We start from the raw sequence: 20,041 nt of genomic DNA on the forward strand, positions 1-20,041 counted from the left end.
CCGCCGCGGGCAACGCTTGAAATTCTTCACGGCGGGGCTGGTGCCGGCGGCGATCGACGTACGCGGTCACGGCGTATCCGAACGTTGCGTTCGCGTTGGACCTGGGCGCGCCGCTGAAGTGGAAATGGGCGCCGCCGCACTAGCAGGCGGCAGGCGTGGCTGGGTGCGACGTGGTCGACCGTGGCGCGGCAAGCCGATGTTCGAAACGCTAGACGGGCGCAGGCTGGCGCTGGAATCGTACCTGGCATGGAGGCCCAGCACGCGTCGCGGTCGCGCACCGCACACCCCTCTACCTCGATGGGCGAACGCTGCAGGCGATATTCCAGTCCGCTTGGCGTCGCGGAGTAGTTGCTCTCCCTCGAAACAGCGGTGGCGCAGTTCGAGCGGCTGGCCCTACTCGGCGCGGCATGCTGCATGCGAGCGTCCGCAGAGGATCGAGGCATCGTCCGCAAACGCAAAACGCCCGGTAGATCGTGGATCTACCGGGCGTCGGAACTGCAGATGGAGGCCTGGGTCGGAATTGAACCGGCGTACGCGGATTTGCAGTCCGCTGCATAACCACTCTGCCACCAGGCCGGTGGACTGGATTCTAGCCGAAACCGCCAACGGCGGTCCGACAAAACAAAGCCCCGCTGACGGGGCTCTATCTGAATCTGGAGCGGGAAACGAGACTCGAACTCGCGACCTCAACCTTGGCAAGGTTGCGCTCTACCAACTGAGCTATTCCCGCTTGGGAGCCCGGCATTCTACAGCCCCCGCCGGCGTTGCGCCAGCCTCCCCGGCAAAAAATCCGGCGCGCAGATCGCCGCCCGGAAAACACCGGCGGCACGGCGGCATCTGGCAACAGGCGGTCCCGCCAGGTCGCGCCGTCATCGTGGGCAGGGAGGCACGGGCCAGCGCCGCTCAGTGCGCAGCGAACAACCACGCCAGCGACGTCGCCAGCAACAGCGCAAGCCCGGCCAGCAAGCGCGGCCGGCGCAGCCAGCGCCGCGGCTGGCGGTCCACCGCGTTGGCGCTGGCGACGCGCAGCAGGCCGTGCGCGAAGCCGTGGCGGTCCATGCTGCGGTCGCAGGCGTCCACGCAGGCGCCGCAGGCGGTGCAGGCGTAGTGCGGGCCGTTGCGCAGGTCGATGCGTGCCGGGCAGGCGTCGATGCAGGCGCTGCAGTCCACGCAGTCGCCGAGCTGGGCGTCGCTGAACTTGGGCAGGATGCCGGCGTAGGCGGCCAGTGCCTCGCTGCGCCGGCCGTCCTGGCCGGCGAGCCGGGCGATGCCGGCGCGCAGCGCGTAGTCGCGGGCGGTGCCGGCGTCGAGCAGGCGTCGCCCGCGCTGGGCCACGCTGCCCTGGCCGCAGGCGCGCGCACCGCGCGGTTCGCCGCGCCGTGCGTCGTAGCCGATCAGCGGCGTGTCGCGGTCGCACAGCAGCGGCTGCAGCCGCGCGTAGGGGCACAGGTAGCGGCACGCCTGGCTGCGCAGGAAACCGGCGTTGCCCCAGGTGGCCAGGGCGTAGAACAGCACCCAGAAGGTTTCCCAGCCGCTCCAGGCGAACGGGCGCACGCGCGCGACCAGCTCGGCGATCGGCGCGAAATAGCCGACGAAGCTGATCCCGGTCCACAGCGCCAGCGCCGCCCAGACCACGTGGCGCGCGGCCGCCGGCCAGGCGGCGAAGCGCCGTTCCAGCCAGGCGAAGGCCTGGCTCCAGACCGTCTGCGGGCAGGCGAAGCCGCACCACACCCGTCCGGCCAGCGTGGTCGTCACCGCCAGCGCGGCGATCGCGGCGAGCAGCGCCAGCAGCAGCCAGCCGATGTCGTGCGGCCACAGGGTCCAGCCGAACAACTGCAGGCGCCGCGCCGGCAGGTCGAGCTGCAAAGCCTGGCGGCCGTCCCAGCGCAGCCATGGCAGCAGGTAGAACGCGGCGAACAGCAGCCACAGCACGCCGCCGCGCGCGCGCGTGTAGCGGTTGCGCAGCGGTGCCACGGTGTGGGCGGCGGCCACGGCGGGCGTGGCGATCGTGCGCGATGGAATGGCGCGGGGCGTAGGCGTGCCGCTCACGGCAACGGCTCCTCGGCATCGTCGCCGCCGGCGCGCGGCGCCGGTCGCGACAGGAATCCGGTCAACCCGCTCGACGCCAGCGTCGCCAGCCAGAACATGAAGAAGCCCAGCGTGTAGCCGAACTCGCGGCTCAGCTGGCGGCCCGGGAAACTGATGTCGCGCAGCGCCAGCGGATCGACCACGGCGAAGAACAGCACGCTCATCGCGCCGGCGACCAGGAAGCTGGGCCACAGCACCACGCCCAGCCGCTGCACCAGCGGCCGCGGCGCGGCGGGATCGAACAGCGGGTCGAGCAGGGGATCGTCGCTGGGGGTCATGCGGGCGGACTCCATGGCGGAAGGGAGAGGTGCGGCATGCGCCGGGGTGGTGCCGCGTGCGGACCGGCGCGCCTCGCACGCGGCCGCGCCGCCGATCCCCCGTCGACGGCGGCGCAGGCGCATGCCGCCCACGCAGACTAGGCAGCGCGGCGCGTGGCGACATTGATCCTGATCAAGGCCGGGCCGGCACCGATGCGGATACTGGACGCATCGAACAGGAACGCCGCCATGCATGACCCCATCGCCGCCTTGCCGTTGCCCGGGCCGGACTTGTGCAGCGAGGACGAAGTGACCGCGCTGGTGGACGCGTTCTACCGCCGCGTGCGCGCCGACCCGGAACTGGCCGCGGTGTTCGCCGCGCACATCGAGGACTGGGACGCGCACCTGCTGCAGCTGAGCGACTTCTGGTCGGCGATGCTGCGCGGCACGCGGCGCTTCCGCGGCGCGCCGATGCCCAAGCACATGGCCATGCGCGAACTCAGCGCGGCGCTGTTCCAGCGCTGGCTGAGCCTGTTCCGCGCCACCACCGCCGAGTTGGACAACGCGCCGATGCGCGTGCTGGCCGACGACATCGCCGCGCGCATCGCCGACACCTTCTGGCGCCGCCACCAGATGAGCTGGCGGCCGTTCGAGCCGGTCACGTCGTTGCCGCCGGCCGATTGATCCAAGTCAAGGCGGCCCGCCGCCGCCGCGCGCAAGCTCGTGTCCATGGACATCCTCACCGCTCCCGATCCCGCCGCCGCCTGGACCTTCGACGCCGAGCTGCTGCGCCGCTACGACCGTCCCGGCCCGCGCTACACCTCGTATCCGACCGCGCCGCATTTCCAGGCCGGCTTCGGCCCGACGCAGCTGTTCGCGGCGGTGCAGGCCAGCGATCCGGCGCGGCCGCTGTCGCTGTACGTGCATGTGCCGTTCTGCCGCAACCCGTGCTTCTACTGCGGCTGCAACCGGGTCATCACCCGCGACGCCGGCAAGGGCCGCGCCTACGTGCAGCGGGTGCTGCGCGAGGCGGCGATGATGGCCGCGTGCTTCGATACCGAGCGCGAAGTGGTGCAGCTGCACCTGGGCGGCGGTACGCCCAATTTCCTGGCACCGGAACTGCTGGGCGAACTGCTGCGCGGCCTGCGCGGGCTGTTCCGTTTCAGCGACGCGCCGGACCGCGACATCTCCATCGAACTGGATCCGCGCACGGTGACGCCGCAGGACATCGCCGCGCTGGCCGCGCTGGGCTTCAACCGCGCCAGCCTGGGCATCCAGGACTTCGATCCGCTGGTGCAGGAGGCGATCAACCGCCGCCAGGGTGTGCAGGAAACGCTGGACATCCTGCGCGCCTGCCGCGTGCAGGGCATGCGTTCGGTCAACGTGGACCTGATCTACGGCCTGCCGCGGCAGACGTTGGCCGGGTTCGAGCGCACCCTGGAGACGGTGATCGCGGCGCGTCCGGACCGCCTGGCGGTGTACGGCTATGCGCACATGCCGCAACTGTTCAAGGCGCAGCGGCGCATCGCCGATGCGGACCTGCCCGACGCCGAGCAGAAGCTGGCCTTGCTCGGGCTGGCGGTGCGCATGCTGTCGGCGGCCGGTTACCAGTACATCGGCATGGACCATTTCGCGCTGCCGCACGAAGCCCTGGCGCGCGCGCAGCGCCAGGGCGGGTTGCACCGCAATTTCATGGGCTACACCACGCATGCCGAAACCGACCTGCTCGGGCTGGGGGTCAGCGCGATCAGCCGTATCGGCGACAGCTACAGCCAGAACCAGCGAGAGCTGCCGGCCTGGGAGGCGGCGGTGGATGCCGGCGACAGCCCGGTGCTGCGCGGCCTGCAGCTCAGCGCCGACGATGCGCTGCGCGCGGAGCTGATCCAGCAGCTGATGTGCCAGGGTCGCGCCGACGTCGTCGCGCTGGCGCAGCGCCATGGCATCGACTTCGACCGCTATTTCCACGACGAACTGCAGGCGCTGGCGCCGCTGTGCGCCGACGGCCTGGCCGAATACCGCGACGGCGTGATCCAGGCCACCGCGCGCGGGCGCCCGCTGCTGCGCCTGATCGCGATGTGCTTCGACCGCTACCTGCGCCAGCCGGCACGCTATTCGAAGGCGATCTGAACGCCGCGCGCCGACAGGTTCACCGTTTGCCGACTGGCATCCCCGGTTCCGTCGTGGCGGCGGCGTCGGGGCTTTTGTTTGGCGCTTGTGGCGCCGCGGCGGCCTGTATGGCCGTCGACTGCGGCGTGTGAGCGCTGCGCACGCCTGCATTTGCGGCTGCTCATGCCGAAACGCGGATGGTGCCCGGAGCCGGAATCGAACCGGCATGGGGTCGCCCCCGGCGGATTTTAAGTCCGATGCGTCTACCAGTTTCGCCATCCGGGCCTGGTGCCGCTAGCCTGCCTGATTGCGTCCGAATTGTGAACCGCGCACGTCGTCGCCGCGCTACATGGCGCGGGTGAACGTCCCCGATTGGCGTGGATCTTGCCGAAAGGAACCCGAAAGACAGCCCACCTAGGCTCTGCGCGAATGAGCCGGAGAGCCGCCTTGCGCGTCCAGTGGAAGATTCTTTGCGATTTCGACGGCACCGTGTCGCTGCAGGACGTGACCGATACCTTGCTCGAGCGCCTCGGCCGCCCCGGCTGGCGCGCGCTGGAGGACGATTGGGTGGCCGGGCGCATCGGCGCGCGCGCGTGCATGAGCGGCCAGGTGGCGCTGCTCGATGGCGACGTGGACGCGCTGCACCGCGTGCTCGACGACGTGCGCATCGATCCGGCGTTCGTGCGCTTCGTCGACCTGGCGCGCGATCTCGGCATGCCGCTGAGCATCGTCAGCGACGGCCTGGACTATCCGATCGCGCGGATCCTGGCGCGGCACGGCCTGCACCAGCTGCCGATCGTCGCCAACCGCCTGCTGCGCACCGAGGCCGGGCATTGGCGCTTGGCCTCGCCGCACGCGCGGCCGGACTGCGCCAGCGGCACCTGCAAGTGCGCGGTCATGGCGCAACAGCAACCGGCGCGCTCCACGCTGCTGATCGGCGACGGTCGCTCCGATTTCTGCGTGGCCGGCAAGGCCGATCTGGTGTTCGCCAAGGACGGCCTGCTGCGGCATTGCCGCGCCAGCGGCATCGCCCACCACGCGATCGGCGGCTTCGACGATGCGATCGCGCTGCTGCACGAGCTCGCCGCGCCCGCCGCGGCGGCCGCGCGCCTCCCTCTCCCCGTTCCCCAACGAGCCTGATCCTCATGAATCGGAATGTTCCGCTCCCCACGGCGCTCGCGCCGCTCCACGGCGATCTCGACACGCTCGACGCTCCAGAGCACGCCAGCCCGCAGCCGGCGGCGCCGGATCCCGACGCGCTGCTGCGTACCGGCCCCGCCTACCACGCCGCCCTCGGCGATGCGCAACTGCTGGCCGACGAGGCCGAATACTGCTCGTTCGGCGACACCGTGCACTACAGCGAACCGCCGCGGATCTTCGCGCACTGCGACGGCAGCTATCTGTACGACACCGAGGAGGTGCCGTACCTGGACCTGCAGATGTGGTATTCGGCGGTCAACTTCGGCTACGCCAATCCGCGCTTGAACGGCGCGCTGAAGCGACAGATCGACAGCCTGCCGCAGGTCGCCAGCCAGTACCTGCACCCGACCAAGATCGAGCTGGCCAGGACCATCGCCCAGGACGCGCAGCGCAAGTGGGGGCGCAAGGGCAGGGTGCATTTCAACGTCGGCGGCGCGCAGGCGGTGGAGGACTCGCTGAAGCTGGTGCGCAACGCCAGCGGCGGCAAGAGCCTGGTGTTCGCGTTCGAGGGCGGCTATCACGGCCGCACTCTCGGTGCTTCGGCGATCACCTCCTCGTACCGCTATCGGCGCCGCTTCGGCCATTTCGACCGCGCCCAGTTCATCGAATTCCCGTACCACTTCCGTGGCCCCAAGGGCATTTCCAAGGAGGAATACGGCGAGCAGTGCGTGGCCAGATTCGAACGCCTGTTCGAGACCGAGTACAACGGCGTGTGGGATCCCAAGGCCGGGCAGTGCGAGTACGCCGCGTTCTATGTCGAGCCGATCCAGGGCACCGGCGGCTACGTGATTCCGCCGCCGAACTTCTTCACCGGCCTGAAGCGGGTGCTGGACAAGTACGGCATCCTGCTGGTGGTCGACGAGATCCAGATGGGTTTCTTCCGCACCGGCAAGCTGTGGGCGATCGAGCACTTCGGGGTGACCCCGGACGTGCTGGTGTTCGGCAAGGCGCTGACCAACGGCCTCAATCCGTTGGCCGGGATCTGGGCGCGCGAGGAACTGATCAACCCGACCGTGTTCCCGCCGGGTTCGACCCATTCCACCTTCGCCTCCAACCCGCTCGGCACCGCGGTGGGCCTGGAGACCATGCGCATGCTGGCCGAGACCGACTACGAAACCATGGTCATGGCCAAGGGCGCGCATTTCCTCGACGGCCTGCGCGACCTGCGGAAGCGCCATCCGGAAATCGGCGACGTCGACGGCCTGGGCCTGGCGCTGCGCGCGGAGATCTGCCAGGCGGACGGCTTCACCCCGAACCGCAAGCTGCTCGACACGATGGTGGACATGGGCCTGGAGGGCGAGCTGCGCCACAACGGCAAGCGCATCGGCCTGGTGCTGGACGTGGGCGGCTACCACAAGAACGTGATCACGCTGGCGCCGTCGCTGCACATCAGCCATGACGAGATCGACCTGGGACTGTCGCTGCTGGACCAGTTGCTGACCCGCGCCAAGCGGGTGGCATGAGATGGCGGGAGACAGCGCGTTGGCGCCGCGTTGCCTCCCGTTCTTCGCCGCGGCGCGCGCGTCAGTCCGCCGCGCGCAGCGCCAGTACCGCGTTGAGTCCGCCGAAGGCGAAGGAATTGCTGAGCACCGCGCGCACCGCCTGCGCGCGGGCGTGGTTGGGCACGTAGTCCAGGTCGCACTCCGGATCGGCATCGAGGAAGTTCGCGGTCGGCGGCACCGTCTGCTCGCGCAGCGCGCCGATCGCCGCGACCAGCTCCAGCGCGCCGGCGGCGCCGAGCGCGTGGCCATGCACCGCCTTGGTCGAACTCACCGCCAGCGCATCGGCGTGCGCGCCGAATACCTGGCGGATCGCCTGCGTCTCACCGCGATCGTTGGCAAGGGTGCCGGTGCCGTGGGCGTTGATGTAGTCGATCTGCTGCGGTTGCAGCCCCGCGTCCTGCAGCGCCAGGCGCATCGCCGCGGCGGCGCCGTCGGCACTGGGCGCGACGATGTCGTGCGCATCGGCGCCCAGGCCGACGCCGGCCAGTTCCGCCAGCGCCACCGCGCCGCGCGCAGCCGCGTGCGCGGCGCTTTCCAGCACGAAGATGCCGGCGCCTTCGCCCAGCACCAGGCCGCTGCGTTGCGCGCAGAACGGCCGGCAGGTGTCGTCGCTGACCACCCGCATCGCCTCCCAGGCGCGGATCAGCGGCAGGCTCAGGCAGGCTTCGCTGCCGCCGGCGATGGCGACATCGGCCAGGCCGTGGCGGATCAGCAGCGCCGCCTGCGCCAGCGCGTGGTTGGCCGAGGCGCAGGCGCTGGACACGGCGAAGGCCGGGCCGCGCAGGCCGAAGGCGATGCTGATCTGGCTCACCGGAGCGTTGTTCATGCTGCGCACGATGGTCAGCGGATGCAGGCGTTCGGTCTGCTCGCGGTACAGCCGCCGCGATTGTTCGTCGCGGCTGAGTTCGGCGCCGACGCCGGTGCCGATCACCACCGCCGCGCGTGCGGCGCCTGCACCGTCCAGCGCCAGGCCGGACTGGGCCATGGCCTCGCAGGCCGCGACCAGCGCCATCTGCGTCATGCGGTCCAGCTGGCCCGGCGCGATGCCGCCCAGCTGCGCCGCTTGCGGCGCGAAACCGGGCACGGCGGCGGCCACGCGCATCTTCAGCGCGGACTGCGGATCGGGCGATGCCAGCGCGGCGATGCCGCTGCGGCCCTCGCACATGCCGCGCCACAGCGCATGGGCGCCCAGGCCGAGCGCGCTGACCGCGCCCATCCCGGTGACGACGACGCGACGTCCCTGCGCCGAGCGCGCCATGCCGGCTCAGTGCGCCGCGGCGAGCGACGCGGCGGCGGCCTTGGCGGCCAGCGCCTGCCGCACCGCCTCGCTCAGCTTGCCCAGCGAGCCGTCGTCCAGGTTCGGGTCGCGCTGCGGGAAGGTGATGTCGAAGTGCTCTTCGATGTCGAACAGGATCTCGATCGCCTCCAGCGAATCCACACCCAGGTCCTGCAGCTTGGTGCCCGCGGTCAGGCCGGCGGGATCGATCTCCGCGTGATTGGCGACGATGCTGTGGATCTGGGTCTCGATAGACGGGGTCATGGCAGTCCTCCGCGAAATGAAAGGCCACCGTGCGGCGCGTGCCGGCGGTGGAAGGCACGCCGCGGCCCATGGCTGCGGCGTCCATCCTCCACGCTAGCCGGCCAATCTTGCAGATGCCTTTCGTAAGCCAACTCGAACCGCAGGCGCTGCTGCGGCAGTTCCTGGCCCATCCGCCGCAGGCCTTCGTGGCGCGCGCGCTGGAGCATGGCGTGCCGGCGTTCGAGGCCGAGTTCGACCTGCTCACCACCGCCGACCCCGCGTTGCGCGCGCGCGTCGCCGGCTGGCCGCTGCAGCGGCTGTGGCGGCGCCTGCTGCGGCCGCGCACCAGCTTCGTCGGCAGCACCGTCAGCGAATACGCCTGGCTGCCGCGTGCGGCCGATCCGGCGCAGTTGCCCAGGCAGTGGCGCGCGCAGCTGGGGCGACGGCAGCCGTTGCTGATCGTCAAGGACATCCCGCAGCGCTCGCCGCTGCTCGACGCCACCGACAACGCCTGGGCGCACGTGTTCCTGCAGGCCTGCGAACGCAGCGGCTACGTGCTGCTGCGCGGACAGGCGCTGGCCTGGGTGCCGATCGATTTCGCCTCCACCGACGAGTACCTGGCGCGGCTGTCGCGCGGCCGCCGCCGCAACATCCGCCGCAAGCTGCGCTCGCGCGCCGATCTGGACGTGCAGATGCTGCCGACCGGCGCCGCCTTCGCCGATCCGGCGCTGCGCGCGCAGTGCTATGCGCTGTACCTGCAGGTCTACGCGCAGAGCGAGGTGCACTTCGACCTGCTGACCGCCGCATTCTTCGATGCGCTGCTGACCGATGCGGACGCGGGCGGCCTGGTATTCACCTATCGGCACCAGGGCCGGTTGATCGGCTGGAACCTGTGCTACGTGCACGCCGGGCGGCTGCTGGACAAGTACATCGGCCTGCACTATCCGGACGCGCGCGCGCACAACCTGTACGCGCTGAGCTGGATGCACAACCTGGACTACGCCTGCCGCCATGGCCTGCGCGCCTACGTCGCCGGCTGGACCGATCCGCAGGTGAAGGCGCAACTCGGCGCCAGCTTCACCTACACCTGGCATGCGGTGTACCTGCGCAATCCGCTGCTGCGCATCGCGTTGCGGCGGCTGCGGCCGCTGTTCGAAGCCGACGCCGTCGCTGTCGCCGAGCCCGACGACGATGCGGCGCCATGACATGAGCGCACCGGTGGTGCTGGACCTGGATGGATCGCTTGGCGCATTGCCGGGCGCGCTGCGGCTGCCGCTGCAGCCGTGGTGCGACGGACTGCGCTTCGCCTGTTCGTTGCGCCGGCTACGCCGCTTCGGCACTGCGCTCGACGGCATGCTGCCGGCGCAGCACGGCACCGTGCTGCTCGGCAGCGGCGATTTCCACCACCTGAGCCTGCCGCTGATCGCGCGGCTGGCGCGGCGGGCGCAGGCGCCGCTGCGGGTGGTGGTGTTCGACAACCACCCGGACAACATGCGCTTCCCGTTCGCGGTGCATTGCGGTTCGTGGGTGTGGCGGGTGGCGGCGCTGCCGCAGGTGACGCAAGTGGACGTTGTCGGCATCACCTCGGGCGATGTCGGCGCCGCGCACGCCTGGGAGAACCATCTGCGGCCGCTGTACCGCGGCACGCTGCGCTACTGGTGCAGCGGCGTCGACGTCGGCTGGGCGCGGCGGCTGGGACTGGGTCGCGCGGTGCGCGGCTTCGGCTCGAGCATGGAGATGATCGACGCCTTCCTGCAGCACCTGCGCAGTACGCCGATGCCGACCTACCTGTCGCTGGACAAGGACGTGCTGGATCCGCAGGACGCGCGCACCAACTGGGACCAGGGCGAGCTGCGGGTGCCGCACCTGCTCACCGCGATCGCTTACCTGCACGGGCAACTGCTCGGCAGCGACATCACCGGCGAGGTGTCCGAAGCGCGCTATCCGCAATGGTGGAAGCGGCGGCTGGCGGCGCTGGATGCGCAACCGCCGCCTTCGCCGCAGGCGCTGCCGGCGTGGCAGGCGCAGCAGCACGAAGTGAATCTGCGGCTGCTGGAGGCGCTGGCGGAGGCGGGGTTGCCGCGGTAGCGCATGCTCGACGCTGGTCTACGCAAAAGCGGAGCCCTGTAGGAGCGGCTTCAGCCGCGACGGGCTTTACCGATAGATCCTGTCGCGGCTGAAGCCGCTCCTACAGAATCGCGCAGGGTGCGACATTCTTGCTGCATCAGCCCATCCGCTCCGCACACACCAGCCGCAGCACAGCGACGATCGCCTCGAACCCATCTTCGTCCAGCCACGGGCTGTTGCTGATGCTCAGGCAGCGCGCGGCGAAGTCGCGCGCGTTGGGCATCGGCGCGGCATCGACGATGTCGCGCAGGTAGGCGTAGTCGGGCAGGGCGTGCACGAACAGCAGGCCGACGCCGAGCCCACGCGGCCACAGCCGCGCCAGCGCGCGTTCGCGTGCGGCCGCGTCCGGCAGCAGCACCAGCAGCGCCGGCCAGCTGCCCTGCGCACCGGGGCTGTCGGCGACGACGCGCAGCCCGGCGATCGCGGCCAGGCGCGCGGCGCGGCGCAGGCCCTGCGCGCGCGCCTGCGCCAGGAACGCCGGCCAGCGCGCACTGGCCCGCGCACCGACGGCTTCGCGCCAGGCGCCGACCGCGTGTTGCGGGATCGCCGCATCGAACTGGTCGCCGGCCGCGGCCACACGGTCGCCGCGGCGCAGCGCGCGGCGCAGCGGCATGCCGTAGGCCCAGCGCAAGGCGCGCGGCCGGTACAGCGCGGCATAGCCCAGCAACTGCAGGCTGCGCTGCAGTTCCCGGCGCCAGTCCGGCTGGCCCAGGCGTGCTGCGGTGGCGGCCAGGCTGCGCCGCAACGGTGCATGGCGCGACAGCAGCAGGCCGCCTTCGTACAGGGTCGGGCCCTTGCCCACCGCCAGGCTGCAGAAGCCGATGTCGCCGCCCAGGCCGGCCGGGGTGCCATCGGCATGCACGCCGCCCAGCGCCTGCGCGGCGTCCTCGATCAGCATCGCGCCGCAGGCCGCGGCGGCGGCGCGCAGCGGGGCCAGGTCGGTCAGGCGGCCGCCCAGGTGGGTGGCGACGATCGCCAGGGTGTCGTTGCCGCACCGCTGCGCCAGCTGCGCCGGGTCCGGTTCGATCGCATCGGGCAATAGATCGCACAGCACCAGCTGCAGGCCGCAGTGGGCCACCGCCAGCGCCACCAGCGGACAGGTGTAGGCGGCCACCAGCACCTGCCGGCGGCGGCTGCTCGCGGCCAGGGTGCGCAGCGCGACGACCAGCGCGGCGGTGCCGGAGCAGGTCAGCAGCGCGTCGGGCAGGCCGAGTTGCGCGGCCAGCCGTTGCGGTGCGCGCGCCGGCCACAGGTCGCGCCAGCGCAGCGGCAGGCCGGCGGTGGGCGGAACCTCAGTGCGCATCGGCCGGGGCGGTGCGCTCGCCGAGCGCGAGGCAGGCGATGCCGGCCACGATCAGCACCGCGCCGAGCACCTGCACCATGCCGATCGGTTCGCCGAACCACCACGCCGACAGCAGCAGTACGCTGACCACTTCCAGGTGCGAGGCGGCGAACGCCGGCCCGATCGGCGCGTGCTCGAGCAGTTTCATCCAGGTGAAGAACGCGCCGACATAGCCCAGCAGCGCGGCGTACAGCCAGGGGCTGGCGAGCAGACGCAGCAGCCAGGCCCACTCGGCCTGCGGCGGCAACGCGTGCGCGCCGCCGAGCTTGAAGCCGATCTGGGCCAGGGTGTCGAAACCCAGCAACAGGGCGAAACCGATGGCGTAGCGCTGCAGCGGCGGCCGGCTCATGTGCCGAGCCCGACCACGGCCACGCCGGCGCTGACCAGGCAGATCCCGGCCACCTGCATGCGTCCCAGCCGTTCGCCGAACAGCCAGCGCCCGGCGAGCATGATCGCCACGATGTTGATCGAGCCCAGCAGCACGCCGCGACCCAGCGGCACCAGCGACAGGAACGCGGTCCAGGCCAGGAATTCGAACGCGTAGCAGCCCATGCCCAGCCACAGCCACGGCTGCCGCGCCATGCGCCGCCAGCGCGCCGCGCCGCTCGCCAGCGGGTCGCTGGCGACGTGCTTGAAGGCCAGTTGGCCTACCGTGTCCAGCGCCACCGTCGCCAGCCACACGCCGACCGCCGGCGCCTGCAGCGCCATCAGGCGGCCTGGCGCGGCGCCGCGGCCTGCGCGGCGAAGAACTGCGCCAGGCGCGCGCCGAGCAGGCGGCGTTCGCGGTCCAGTGTGATCATGTGGTAGCTGTCGTGCAGCAGCAGCAGTTCCACCGGCCCGGACACGCCGGCCACCACCAGCTGCGCGTTGCGCAGATGCGCGATGTCGTCCTCGGCCGCGTGCGCGACCAGGCACGGCGCGGTCACCTTGGCCAGGTTGCGCCGTACCCGCCGCGACAGCAGGTGCATCTCGGCCAGCGCGTGCCACGGATTGCCGGGCAGGCCGGCGGCGCTGCTGTCGCCGCCGAGCATCGCGCCGCTGATCTGCGCGCGGATGCGCTCGTCGCGCAGGCCGTACGGCGGTTCTTCCAGGAACATGCGGCGGCGGCCGATGCCCAGCCGCTTGAACCACGGCAGCAGGAACGCCAGCCGCGCGCGCCGCGGGATGTTCCAGCCGTCGTAGCGGAAGGTGGCGCCGAGTACGCCGACGCCGTCGATCCACTCCGGCCGCTCTTCGGCCAGTTGCAGCGCCAGCAGCGCACCCATCGACAGCCCGGCCACGAACAGTTTGTCCACCTGCGGACGCATCCGCGCCGCGGCCTGTTCGACGCTGGCGGACCAGTCGCGCCAGCCGGTCGCGAGCAGGTCGTCCTCGTCGCCGCAATGCCCGGCCAGTTGCACGCCGTGCACGCTGAAGCCCTCGCGGTGCAGGCACTTGCCGAGCAGGCGCATCTCGCTGGGAGTGCCGGTCAGGCCGTGGATCAGCAGCACGCCGTGGCGGCCGCCCTGGAAGTGGAATTCGGCGGATCGGATCATGGCGTCACGGTGCGGGGGACTGGGGATCGCGCGCAGCGTGGCGCGGATGCGTTTCAGCAGCCTTTCCGGTCAGCGTGGCGCCGCGGCCGGGTTGCGGAAGCGCACCCAGCACGCGCTGGCCCAGGCGCAGCGCCGACGGCTGCCGGAACGCCAGCACGCAGGCCACGCTCGGTCGTTGCCGTTGCCGTTGCCGTCGGCGGCGTCGTGCAACTGCGCCGGCTCATGCCGGCGGCGCCGCACTGCCCGGCAGGTCCAGTTCCACGCGCAGGCCGCCCAGCGCCGAGCGCTGGTAGCGCAGGGTGGCGTGGTGGCGCGCGGCGATGTTGGCGACGATCGCCAGGCCCAGGCCGGTGCCGCCTTCGGGCGCGTCCGGGGCGCGGAAGAAGCGTTCGCCCAGGCGCGGCAGCAGCGCGTCGTCCAGCCCCGGGCCGGCATCGTCGATCGCCAGTCGCAGCTGCCGCGGCATGCGCCGCAGGCTCACCGTGACCATGCTGCCGGCGGCGTGCTTGAAGGCGTTGTCGAGCAGGTTGTCGAGCAGTTCGCGCAGCGACCAGGCATCCGCCTCGACCCAGGCCGGTTCGCTGCCGGCGTCGTCGTAGCCGAGGTCGACCCCGGCCAGCAGCGCGTCGGGAATGCGTTCGGCCAGCGCCTGCGGCAGCCACACGGCCAGGTCCAGCGGCAGCAGCGGGCGGATGCTCTCGCGCGGCGCCTGCGCGCGGGTCAGCGCCAGCAGCTGGGTGGAACTGCGGATCGCGCGGTCGGTCAGTTGGCGGATGTGCTGCAGCGCCTGCGCGGTGTCCTGCGCGCGGGTGCTGGCCTGGGCGCGCTGCACGTGCATGCTGAGTCCGGCCAGCGGCGTGCGCAGCTGGTGCGCGGCGTCGGCGACGAAGCGCTCCTGCAAGGCCATCAACTGCTTGAGCCGGCCGAGCAGGCCGTCGATGGCCTGGGTCAGCGGCAGCACCTCGATCGGGATGTCCGGGCCGGACACCGGGCTGAGATCGCGCTGGCTGTCGTCGAGCCGGCGCACCGCCGGCTGCAGCAGGCGCAGGCCCACGCGCACGCCATGCCAGACCAGCGCCAGCAACGAGCAGGTCAGCAGCAGTTCGATCGGCAGCATCAGCATCAGGATCTCGCGCGCGCGGCGGTGGCGGTCGTCCAGGGTCTCGGCCACCGAGATCGTCAGCCGGTCGCGGGTCTCCCACGCCGACGGCACGATCAGGCTGGCCACGCGCACGGGGGTGCCGTCGGCCATGCGTTCGTCGCGCAGTGCGACCCGGCCGAGCGTGGCGGGGGCGGCATGCGCCGGGATCGGCTGCGCGCTGTTGCTGATCACGCCGTGGTCGCGGCTGCGCACCTCGAAGAACACCCGGCCGTCGCTGCTGTATTCGAGCAGGCGCCGCGCCTGCAGCGGCAGCGGCAGGCTGGCGCCGGCGTCGTTGACCGCCTTGGCCAGGCCCAGCGTGTCCTCCTTCAGGTCCATGTCGTGGACGTGGTTGGAGTAGGTGAGCATCAGCAGGTAGAACAGCGCCGAGACCACCAGCATCAGCAGCAGGGTCGGGATCAGCAGGAACGCCAGCAGGCGCCGGCGCAGGCTGGGATGGGCGGGAACCGCGCCCGCCGCCGCGGCTGCCGCGGCCGCGCTCACGACGCGTGCGGGGCGTGGGCGGCGTCGGCGTCGGCGTCGCGGGATTCTTCCAGCAGGTAGCCCAGGCCGCGGATGGTGCGGATGCCGACCCCGGAGCCGTGCAGCTTGCGGCGCAGGCGGTGCATGGAGATGTCCAGGCCGTTGTCGGTGATCTCGTGCTGCCAGTCGCACAGCGCATCGGTGAGCTGGCCGCGGCTGACCACGCGCCCGCTGCGCAGCAGCAGCGTCTCCAGCAGCGCGAACTCGCGCGCGGTCAGCTCCAGCGGCTGGTCCTGCAGCCACACCCGGCGCCCGGCCAGGTTGATCCGCAGTTGGCCCAGGGCCATTTCCGGGATGCCGCCGCTGCTGCGCCGACGCAGCAGGGCGCGGGTGCGGGCCAAAAACTCGGACAGTTCGAACGGCTTGATCAGGTAGTCGTCGGCGCCCTGGTCGAGGGCGCGGATCCTGTCCTCCACGCCGTCGCGCGCGGTCACCACCAGCACCGCGACCTCGTCGCGGCGTTCGCGCACGCGCTGCAGCACCTGCAGGCCGTCGCGCCGCGGCAGGCCCAGGTCCAGCACCAACAGGTGGTAGGACTCGGCGCTGAGCGCGCGCTCGGCGGCGGCGCCATCGTTGACGTGGTCCACCACGTGCCCGCACTCGGCCAGCGAGTCGCGCAGGGCGATGGCAATGGACGTGTCGTCTTCGGCAACCAGAATGCGCATGCCGCGATGCTTGCAACGGCGATGTTGGAAAACCGTCGTAATCGGCGCTGGCCAGGCGATCGCGATGGGTTCCGTTTATCTAGTGCCGGTGACCGTTGCGCGGCAGTGCGGCGCGGCCGGCGCCGGACGAGGCGGGAAGGAGCGCGCCGCGGCGCGCGCCTGCCTGCGGCGCCTGACCGCTGCAATGGCGCTATGCGCGGCAACTTGCAGCGCGTAGCGCTAGGCCCTCATCGGCGGTCGGCGCATGTCGGGAAATTCTGACAGCACGGCGCGGTGTCGGCCGATCGCGCCGGCGCGCGACGGCGGGCATCCTGTGCGTGTCGGCAACGTCATCGCTCCCGCGCCAGGGATGCGCACTTGCACGGAATCGAACGGATCTCGATTCGCCGGCCACCTGATTTCGTTCCCGCATGCGCCGACGGACCGGCGCGCGCGCATGCGAACGGAGTGACACGGACGGAACGCACGACGCCCCGGCATGCCGGGGCGTCGTGCGTTTTAGGTTGGGTTCTGGTTGCGCGCCTGCAACCGTGCTGCCGTGCTGCGGATCGCCGATCCCGCCGACGTGGGAATCGGCGGACGGGTCGTCGGCCAGCAACGGTCGGGACCATGGCGAAGGGTCAACGCGTGCCCGCTCCAGTCGCCATGGCGCGCCTCGCCTCGCCACCTTCCGACCCGTCGATAGGGATCAACTGGATTGCCGGTACCGCTGCTGCGCGCTCGGACCGGAATTGGCAGCGGTGAGATTGACTCCCGACTTCGGCCGCGCGGCCCGTCATCTACTGCAGGCCGCTGCATCTCTATCGATAAAAACGCCGACGAGGTTACCGCCAGCGCTCACACAGCCGCCGCCTGCACCGAGTCCCGAGTCCCCAGTCCCGAACAATACTCACAACGCCCAATCCACCCGCATCCCCGCCACCAACGCATTCGGCAGTTCGCGGGTGCGTGCCGGTTCGTTGAACTGGTCCGGGTGCACGATGTAGTGCAGGTTCGGCGCGATGCGCAACTGCGGGGTGACCTGGATGCCGTAGCTCAGTTCCATCATGGTCTGCGCGCTGTGCGGGGTGCCGCTGCCGCCGGCCGCGGCGCGCGCCAGGCGCAGGTCTTCCAGCGCGTCGTCGCTGTAGTGCTGCTGCGTGACGACGAAAGCGATGTTGTCCTGCGGGCGGCTGGCGAATGTGCCGCGCTGGACCAGGCCCAGCTCCAGGAAGTGGTCCTCGATCAGCTGCCCGGAGGTGCCCTTGAGCACCGAGCCGAACAGCACCAGCCCGCGCGCGCTGTCCGGGTCGGGGCGGGTGACCTGCTGCTCGAAGCGGAAGAACGCGCCGGAGCGGCCGTTGCCGGTGGCATGGTCCAGGCCGCTGAGCCGCGCCGGGTTGCCGTTGCGGTCGTTGAGCGGATCGCTGTAGTCGGAGTTGTCCTGCCAGCCGCCCAGTTCGTACATGGCCGGCAAGCGCACGCTGGCCGCCTCGGTCTTGTAGCCGACCGCGTACGGCACGATCACCCCGGTGCGGTCGCGGCTGCTCCAGTTCAGCCCGTGCTCGCCGTCCTCGGCCTGGGTCGGGTTGACCTCGTAGGCGCCGACGTGCACGTACACCTGCGGGGTCACCCAGGCCTTGGCGTGCGCGGCCCAGCTGGACACCGGCCACCAGGTGAAGTTGCTGGTGCGGAACACGTAGGTCGGATTGCCGCAGGCCGAGTTGCCCTGGAAATAGCCGCACAGCTCCGAGCCGAGGAAGTGGATGTTGGCCACGCTGCGTCCGGCCTCCAGTTCCAGGCGGTCGTCGAACAGTTTCTGCTGCAGGGTGAAGTTGGCCAGGCGCGTGCCCTGGCCGCCGTAGATTTCCTGCACCGAGGTGCTGTTGCCGATGTCGCTGTTGGCCAGGTTGGTGCCGTGGCGGTTGATCGCGTAGACCTTCAGCGTGGCGCCGTTCCAGCCCAGCAAGCGCTGCAGGTCGACGTCGGTGCCGAACATCAGCTGGCCGGCGTAGGCGCTGCCCTGTTCCTTGCCGCCGTCCAGCGAGACCGCGGCCTCGCCGGTGTAGGCGAGCTTGAGCTTGAACGCGTCGCTGCCGTCCTGGGCATGGGCCAGCGGCGCGACGGCGAGCGCCAGGGCGGTGAGCGCCAGGCGCCGGGTGAGGGAGAGGGACATGGGGGAGACTCCTGGGGGCATGGGGAGGCCGGCGCGTCGCCGTGGGCGACGGGGGAGGGGAGTCGCCCCCGGCGGCGCGCCGGCGCGGGGCTTATTCGGCGACCGGCTTCTTCAGCACGCGCAGCGCCAGCGCGGTCAGTACGGTGCCGGCGAGCAGGGCGATCAGGTACATGCCCAGATGGGTCGCCGCGTTGGGGATCGGCAGCACGAACACGCCGCCGTGCGGCACCTTCAGTTCGGCGCCGGCGGCCATCGAGATCGCGCCGGCCAGCGCCGAACCCAGCATCAGCGCCGGGATGGTGCGCAGCGGGTCGCGCGCCGCATACGGGATCGCACCTTCGGTGACGAAGGCCAGGCCGAGCACGCCGGTGGCGGCGCTGGTGCCGCGTTCCTCGCGGGTGAAGCGGTTGCGGAACACCCAGGTCGCCAGCGCGATGCCCAGCGGCGGGGTCATGCCGGCGACCATCGCCGCGGCCATCGGCGTGTACACCTGGCTGGCGATCAGGCCGGTGGAGAACGCGTAGGCGGCCTTGTTGACCGGTCCGCCCATGTCGAAGGCCATCATCGCGCCCAGCAGCAGGCCCAGCAGCACCGCGCTGCTGCCCTGCATGCCGCGCAGCCAGTCGGTGAGCCAGGCCAGCGCTTCGGCGACCGGCTGGCCGACCACGTACAGCATGGTCAGGCCGACCAGCAAGGTGCCCAGCACCGGCAGGATCAGCACCGGCTTGAGTCCTTCCAGCGTGCGCGGCAGCTTGATCGCGCGGTTCAGCGCGGCCACGCCGTAGCCGGCGATGAAGCCGGCGAAGATGCCGCCGATGAAGCCGGCGCCGAGGTTGGCCGCGACCATGCCGCCGATCATGCCGGGGGCGATGCCGGGGCGGTCGGCGATGGAGTAGGCGATGTAGCCGGCCAGCGCCGGCACCATCAGGGTGAAGCCGGCCTTGGCGCCGATCTGGAACAGCGACCAGGCCAGCGTGCCCTTGTGCGCGTCGTCGAAGGCGTAGATGCCGCCCAGCGCGAACGCCAGCGCGATCAGCAGGCCGCCGGCGGTGACGAACGGCAGCATGAACGACACGCCAGTCATCAGGTGCTTGTACGGGCCGGCCGAGCGGCCGCGCTCGCTGTTCGCCGGCGTGGCGCCGGTGCCGCTGGTCGCGTGCACGCCGGCCTCGGCCAGGGCCTTGCGGATCAGTGCCGGGCCGTCGTTGATCGCCGGCTTGGTGCCGCTCTTGAACAGGCGCTTGCCGCCGAAGCGGGACAGGTCCACCTCGCGGTCGGCGGCGATCAGCACCAGGTCTGCCTCGGTGATTTCCGCGTCGCTGAGCGTGTCCTGTGCGCCGACCGAGCCTTGCGTCTCGACCCGGATCCGGTGGCCCAGGGTCTTGGCCGCCTGCTGCAGGCCTTCGGCGGCCATGAAGGTGTGGGCGATGCCGGTGGGGCAGGAGGTGACCGCGACGATGCGCTTGGGACCATCCGTCTGCGTGGCCGTGTTGGCGGTCGCCGCCGGCGCGGCGCTGGCCGCGGCCAGCAGCGGCGCCAGCACGCCGGCGGCATCGTCGAGCACCGCATCCAGGCTGGCGCGCAATGGCGCGGCGCCGTCGAAGCGTGCTGCATCGGCATCGCCATCGCCGACCAGCAGCAGCGCAGCGTTGGTGTCGGCCGCGGCCAAATCCAGCGGCGCGATCACGCCCTGCGGCGTGCGCACCTCGGCGTGCAGCACCGCGCCGCGCGCACTGGCCGCATGGCGCAGCGCTTCGGCGGCGAGGACGGCTTCGGTGCTGCGCTCGCCGGCGACGATCACCACGAAGATAGGATTCATGCTTGCTCCCGATGGACGCAGGGGGACGCCGCGCGCGAAGGC

At 71.4% G+C, this 20,041-nt stretch carries 18 protein-coding genes and 3 tRNA genes; 6 read left to right on the plus strand and 15 right to left on the minus strand.

What is annotated here, in order from left to right; all coding sequences use genetic code 11:
- Positions 1–502: 502 nt before the first annotated feature.
- The 4 genes from NUG20_RS09180 to NUG20_RS09195 all read right to left on the minus strand — a co-directional run bounded on the left by NUG20_RS09180 (position 503) and on the right by NUG20_RS09195 (position 2,366).
- Positions 503–576 (minus strand) — tRNA-Cys (locus NUG20_RS09180).
- Positions 577–654: 78 nt separating this feature from the next.
- Positions 655–730: transfer RNA gene (locus tag NUG20_RS09185), tRNA-Gly, on the minus strand.
- 173 nt (positions 731–903) lie between these two features.
- Positions 904–1,965, minus strand: coding sequence for a 4Fe-4S dicluster domain-containing protein (locus NUG20_RS09190; protein ID WP_263398435.1), 1,062 nt, complete (start codon positions 1,963–1,965; stop codon positions 904–906).
- Between the two features lie 80 nt (positions 1,966–2,045).
- On the minus strand, positions 2,046–2,366 hold the full coding sequence (locus NUG20_RS09195; RefSeq protein WP_263398030.1) for a hypothetical protein: 321 nt from the start codon (positions 2,364–2,366) through the stop codon (positions 2,046–2,048).
- Between the two features lie 228 nt (positions 2,367–2,594).
- Between NUG20_RS09195 and NUG20_RS09200 the strand changes: the two genes are divergently transcribed.
- Both NUG20_RS09200 and hemN read left to right on the plus strand, forming a co-directional pair.
- Positions 2,595–3,029 (plus strand): group III truncated hemoglobin, encoded by a 435-nt coding sequence (locus tag NUG20_RS09200; protein ID WP_263398031.1) that lies wholly within the window; start codon positions 2,595–2,597, stop codon positions 3,027–3,029.
- A gap of 45 nt (positions 3,030–3,074) precedes the next feature.
- Complete coding sequence (gene hemN, locus NUG20_RS09205) at positions 3,075–4,472, plus strand: oxygen-independent coproporphyrinogen III oxidase (protein WP_263398032.1); 1,398 nt, start codon at positions 3,075–3,077, stop codon at positions 4,470–4,472.
- Positions 4,473–4,649: 177 nt separating this feature from the next.
- Here the strand turns inward: hemN and NUG20_RS09210 are convergent.
- A tRNA-Leu gene (locus tag NUG20_RS09210) sits at positions 4,650–4,736 on the minus strand.
- A 162-nt stretch (positions 4,737–4,898) separates the two neighbouring features.
- Between NUG20_RS09210 and NUG20_RS09215 the strand changes: the two genes are divergently transcribed.
- Together NUG20_RS09215 and NUG20_RS09220 are read left to right on the plus strand one after the other, a co-directional pair.
- Positions 4,899–5,591, plus strand: a complete 693-nt coding sequence (locus NUG20_RS09215) for an MtnX-like HAD-IB family phosphatase (protein ID WP_317852747.1) — start codon at positions 4,899–4,901, stop codon at positions 5,589–5,591.
- A gap of 5 nt (positions 5,592–5,596) precedes the next feature.
- Positions 5,597–7,114, plus strand: a complete 1,518-nt coding sequence (locus tag NUG20_RS09220; RefSeq protein ID WP_263398034.1) for an aspartate aminotransferase family protein — start codon at positions 5,597–5,599, stop codon at positions 7,112–7,114.
- A 61-nt stretch (positions 7,115–7,175) separates the two neighbouring features.
- Here the strand turns inward: NUG20_RS09220 and NUG20_RS09225 are convergent, their stop codons facing one another.
- Together NUG20_RS09225 and NUG20_RS09230 are read right to left on the minus strand one after the other, a co-directional pair.
- Complete coding sequence (locus NUG20_RS09225; RefSeq protein ID WP_263398035.1) at positions 7,176–8,411, minus strand: beta-ketoacyl-[acyl-carrier-protein] synthase family protein; 1,236 nt, start codon at positions 8,409–8,411, stop codon at positions 7,176–7,178.
- A 6-nt stretch (positions 8,412–8,417) separates the two neighbouring features.
- On the minus strand, positions 8,418–8,693 hold the full coding sequence (locus NUG20_RS09230; protein ID WP_263398036.1) for an acyl carrier protein: 276 nt from the start codon (positions 8,691–8,693) through the stop codon (positions 8,418–8,420).
- Positions 8,694–8,806: 113 nt separating this feature from the next.
- Between NUG20_RS09230 and NUG20_RS09235 the strand changes: the two genes are divergently transcribed.
- A complete protein-coding gene (locus NUG20_RS09235) occupies positions 8,807–9,877 on the plus strand; it encodes a peptidogalycan biosysnthesis protein (RefSeq protein ID WP_263398037.1) in 1,071 nt (356 codons plus the stop codon).
- A 1-nt stretch (position 9,878) separates the two neighbouring features.
- A complete protein-coding gene (locus NUG20_RS09240) occupies positions 9,879–10,760 on the plus strand; it encodes an arginase family protein (protein WP_263398038.1) in 882 nt (293 codons plus the stop codon).
- Between the two features lie 136 nt (positions 10,761–10,896).
- Here the strand turns inward: NUG20_RS09240 and NUG20_RS09245 are convergent, their stop codons facing one another.
- The 8 genes from NUG20_RS09245 to NUG20_RS09280 form a co-directional block, all read right to left on the minus strand.
- Positions 10,897–12,102: a DegT/DnrJ/EryC1/StrS family aminotransferase gene (locus NUG20_RS09245; RefSeq protein WP_263398039.1), complete on the minus strand. Its 1,206-nt coding sequence runs from the start codon at positions 12,100–12,102 to the stop codon at positions 10,897–10,899.
- Positions 12,092–12,490, minus strand: a complete 399-nt coding sequence (locus tag NUG20_RS09250) for a DMT family transporter (RefSeq protein ID WP_263398040.1) — start codon at positions 12,488–12,490, stop codon at positions 12,092–12,094. Before NUG20_RS09250 ends, NUG20_RS09245 begins: the two co-directional genes overlap by 11 nt.
- Positions 12,487–12,849, minus strand: coding sequence for an EamA family transporter (locus tag NUG20_RS09255; RefSeq protein WP_263398041.1), 363 nt, complete (start codon positions 12,847–12,849; stop codon positions 12,487–12,489). The genes NUG20_RS09250 and NUG20_RS09255 overlap by 4 nt, the downstream gene beginning before the upstream one ends.
- Entirely contained in the window at positions 12,849–13,676 is an 828-nt protein-coding gene (locus NUG20_RS09260; RefSeq protein ID WP_263398042.1) for an alpha/beta hydrolase, read from the minus strand. The genes NUG20_RS09255 and NUG20_RS09260 overlap by 1 nt, the downstream gene beginning before the upstream one ends.
- A 220-nt stretch (positions 13,677–13,896) precedes the next feature.
- Positions 13,897–15,321 (minus strand): sensor histidine kinase, encoded by a 1,425-nt coding sequence (locus tag NUG20_RS09265; RefSeq protein ID WP_263398043.1) that lies wholly within the window; start codon positions 15,319–15,321, stop codon positions 13,897–13,899.
- On the minus strand, positions 15,318–16,025 hold the full coding sequence (locus NUG20_RS09270) for a response regulator (RefSeq protein WP_263398044.1): 708 nt from the start codon (positions 16,023–16,025) through the stop codon (positions 15,318–15,320). The genes NUG20_RS09265 and NUG20_RS09270 overlap by 4 nt, the downstream gene beginning before the upstream one ends.
- An 889-nt stretch (positions 16,026–16,914) precedes the next feature.
- Positions 16,915–18,180 carry a carbohydrate porin gene (locus NUG20_RS09275; RefSeq protein WP_263398045.1) on the minus strand — a complete coding sequence of 422 codons (1,266 nt, stop codon included), beginning with the start codon at positions 18,178–18,180 and terminating at the stop codon, positions 16,915–16,917.
- Between the two features lie 91 nt (positions 18,181–18,271).
- The gene (locus tag NUG20_RS09280; protein ID WP_263398046.1) at positions 18,272–19,999 is read right to left on the minus strand and encodes a PTS fructose transporter subunit IIC; all 1,728 of its coding nucleotides are present in this window, start codon (positions 19,997–19,999) and stop codon (positions 18,272–18,274) included.
- Between the last annotated feature and the right edge of the window lie 42 nt (positions 20,000–20,041).

The sequence above is a fragment of the Xanthomonas sp. CFBP 8443 genome, from assembly GCF_025666195.1.
Classification (GTDB): domain Bacteria; phylum Pseudomonadota; class Gammaproteobacteria; order Xanthomonadales; family Xanthomonadaceae; genus Xanthomonas_A.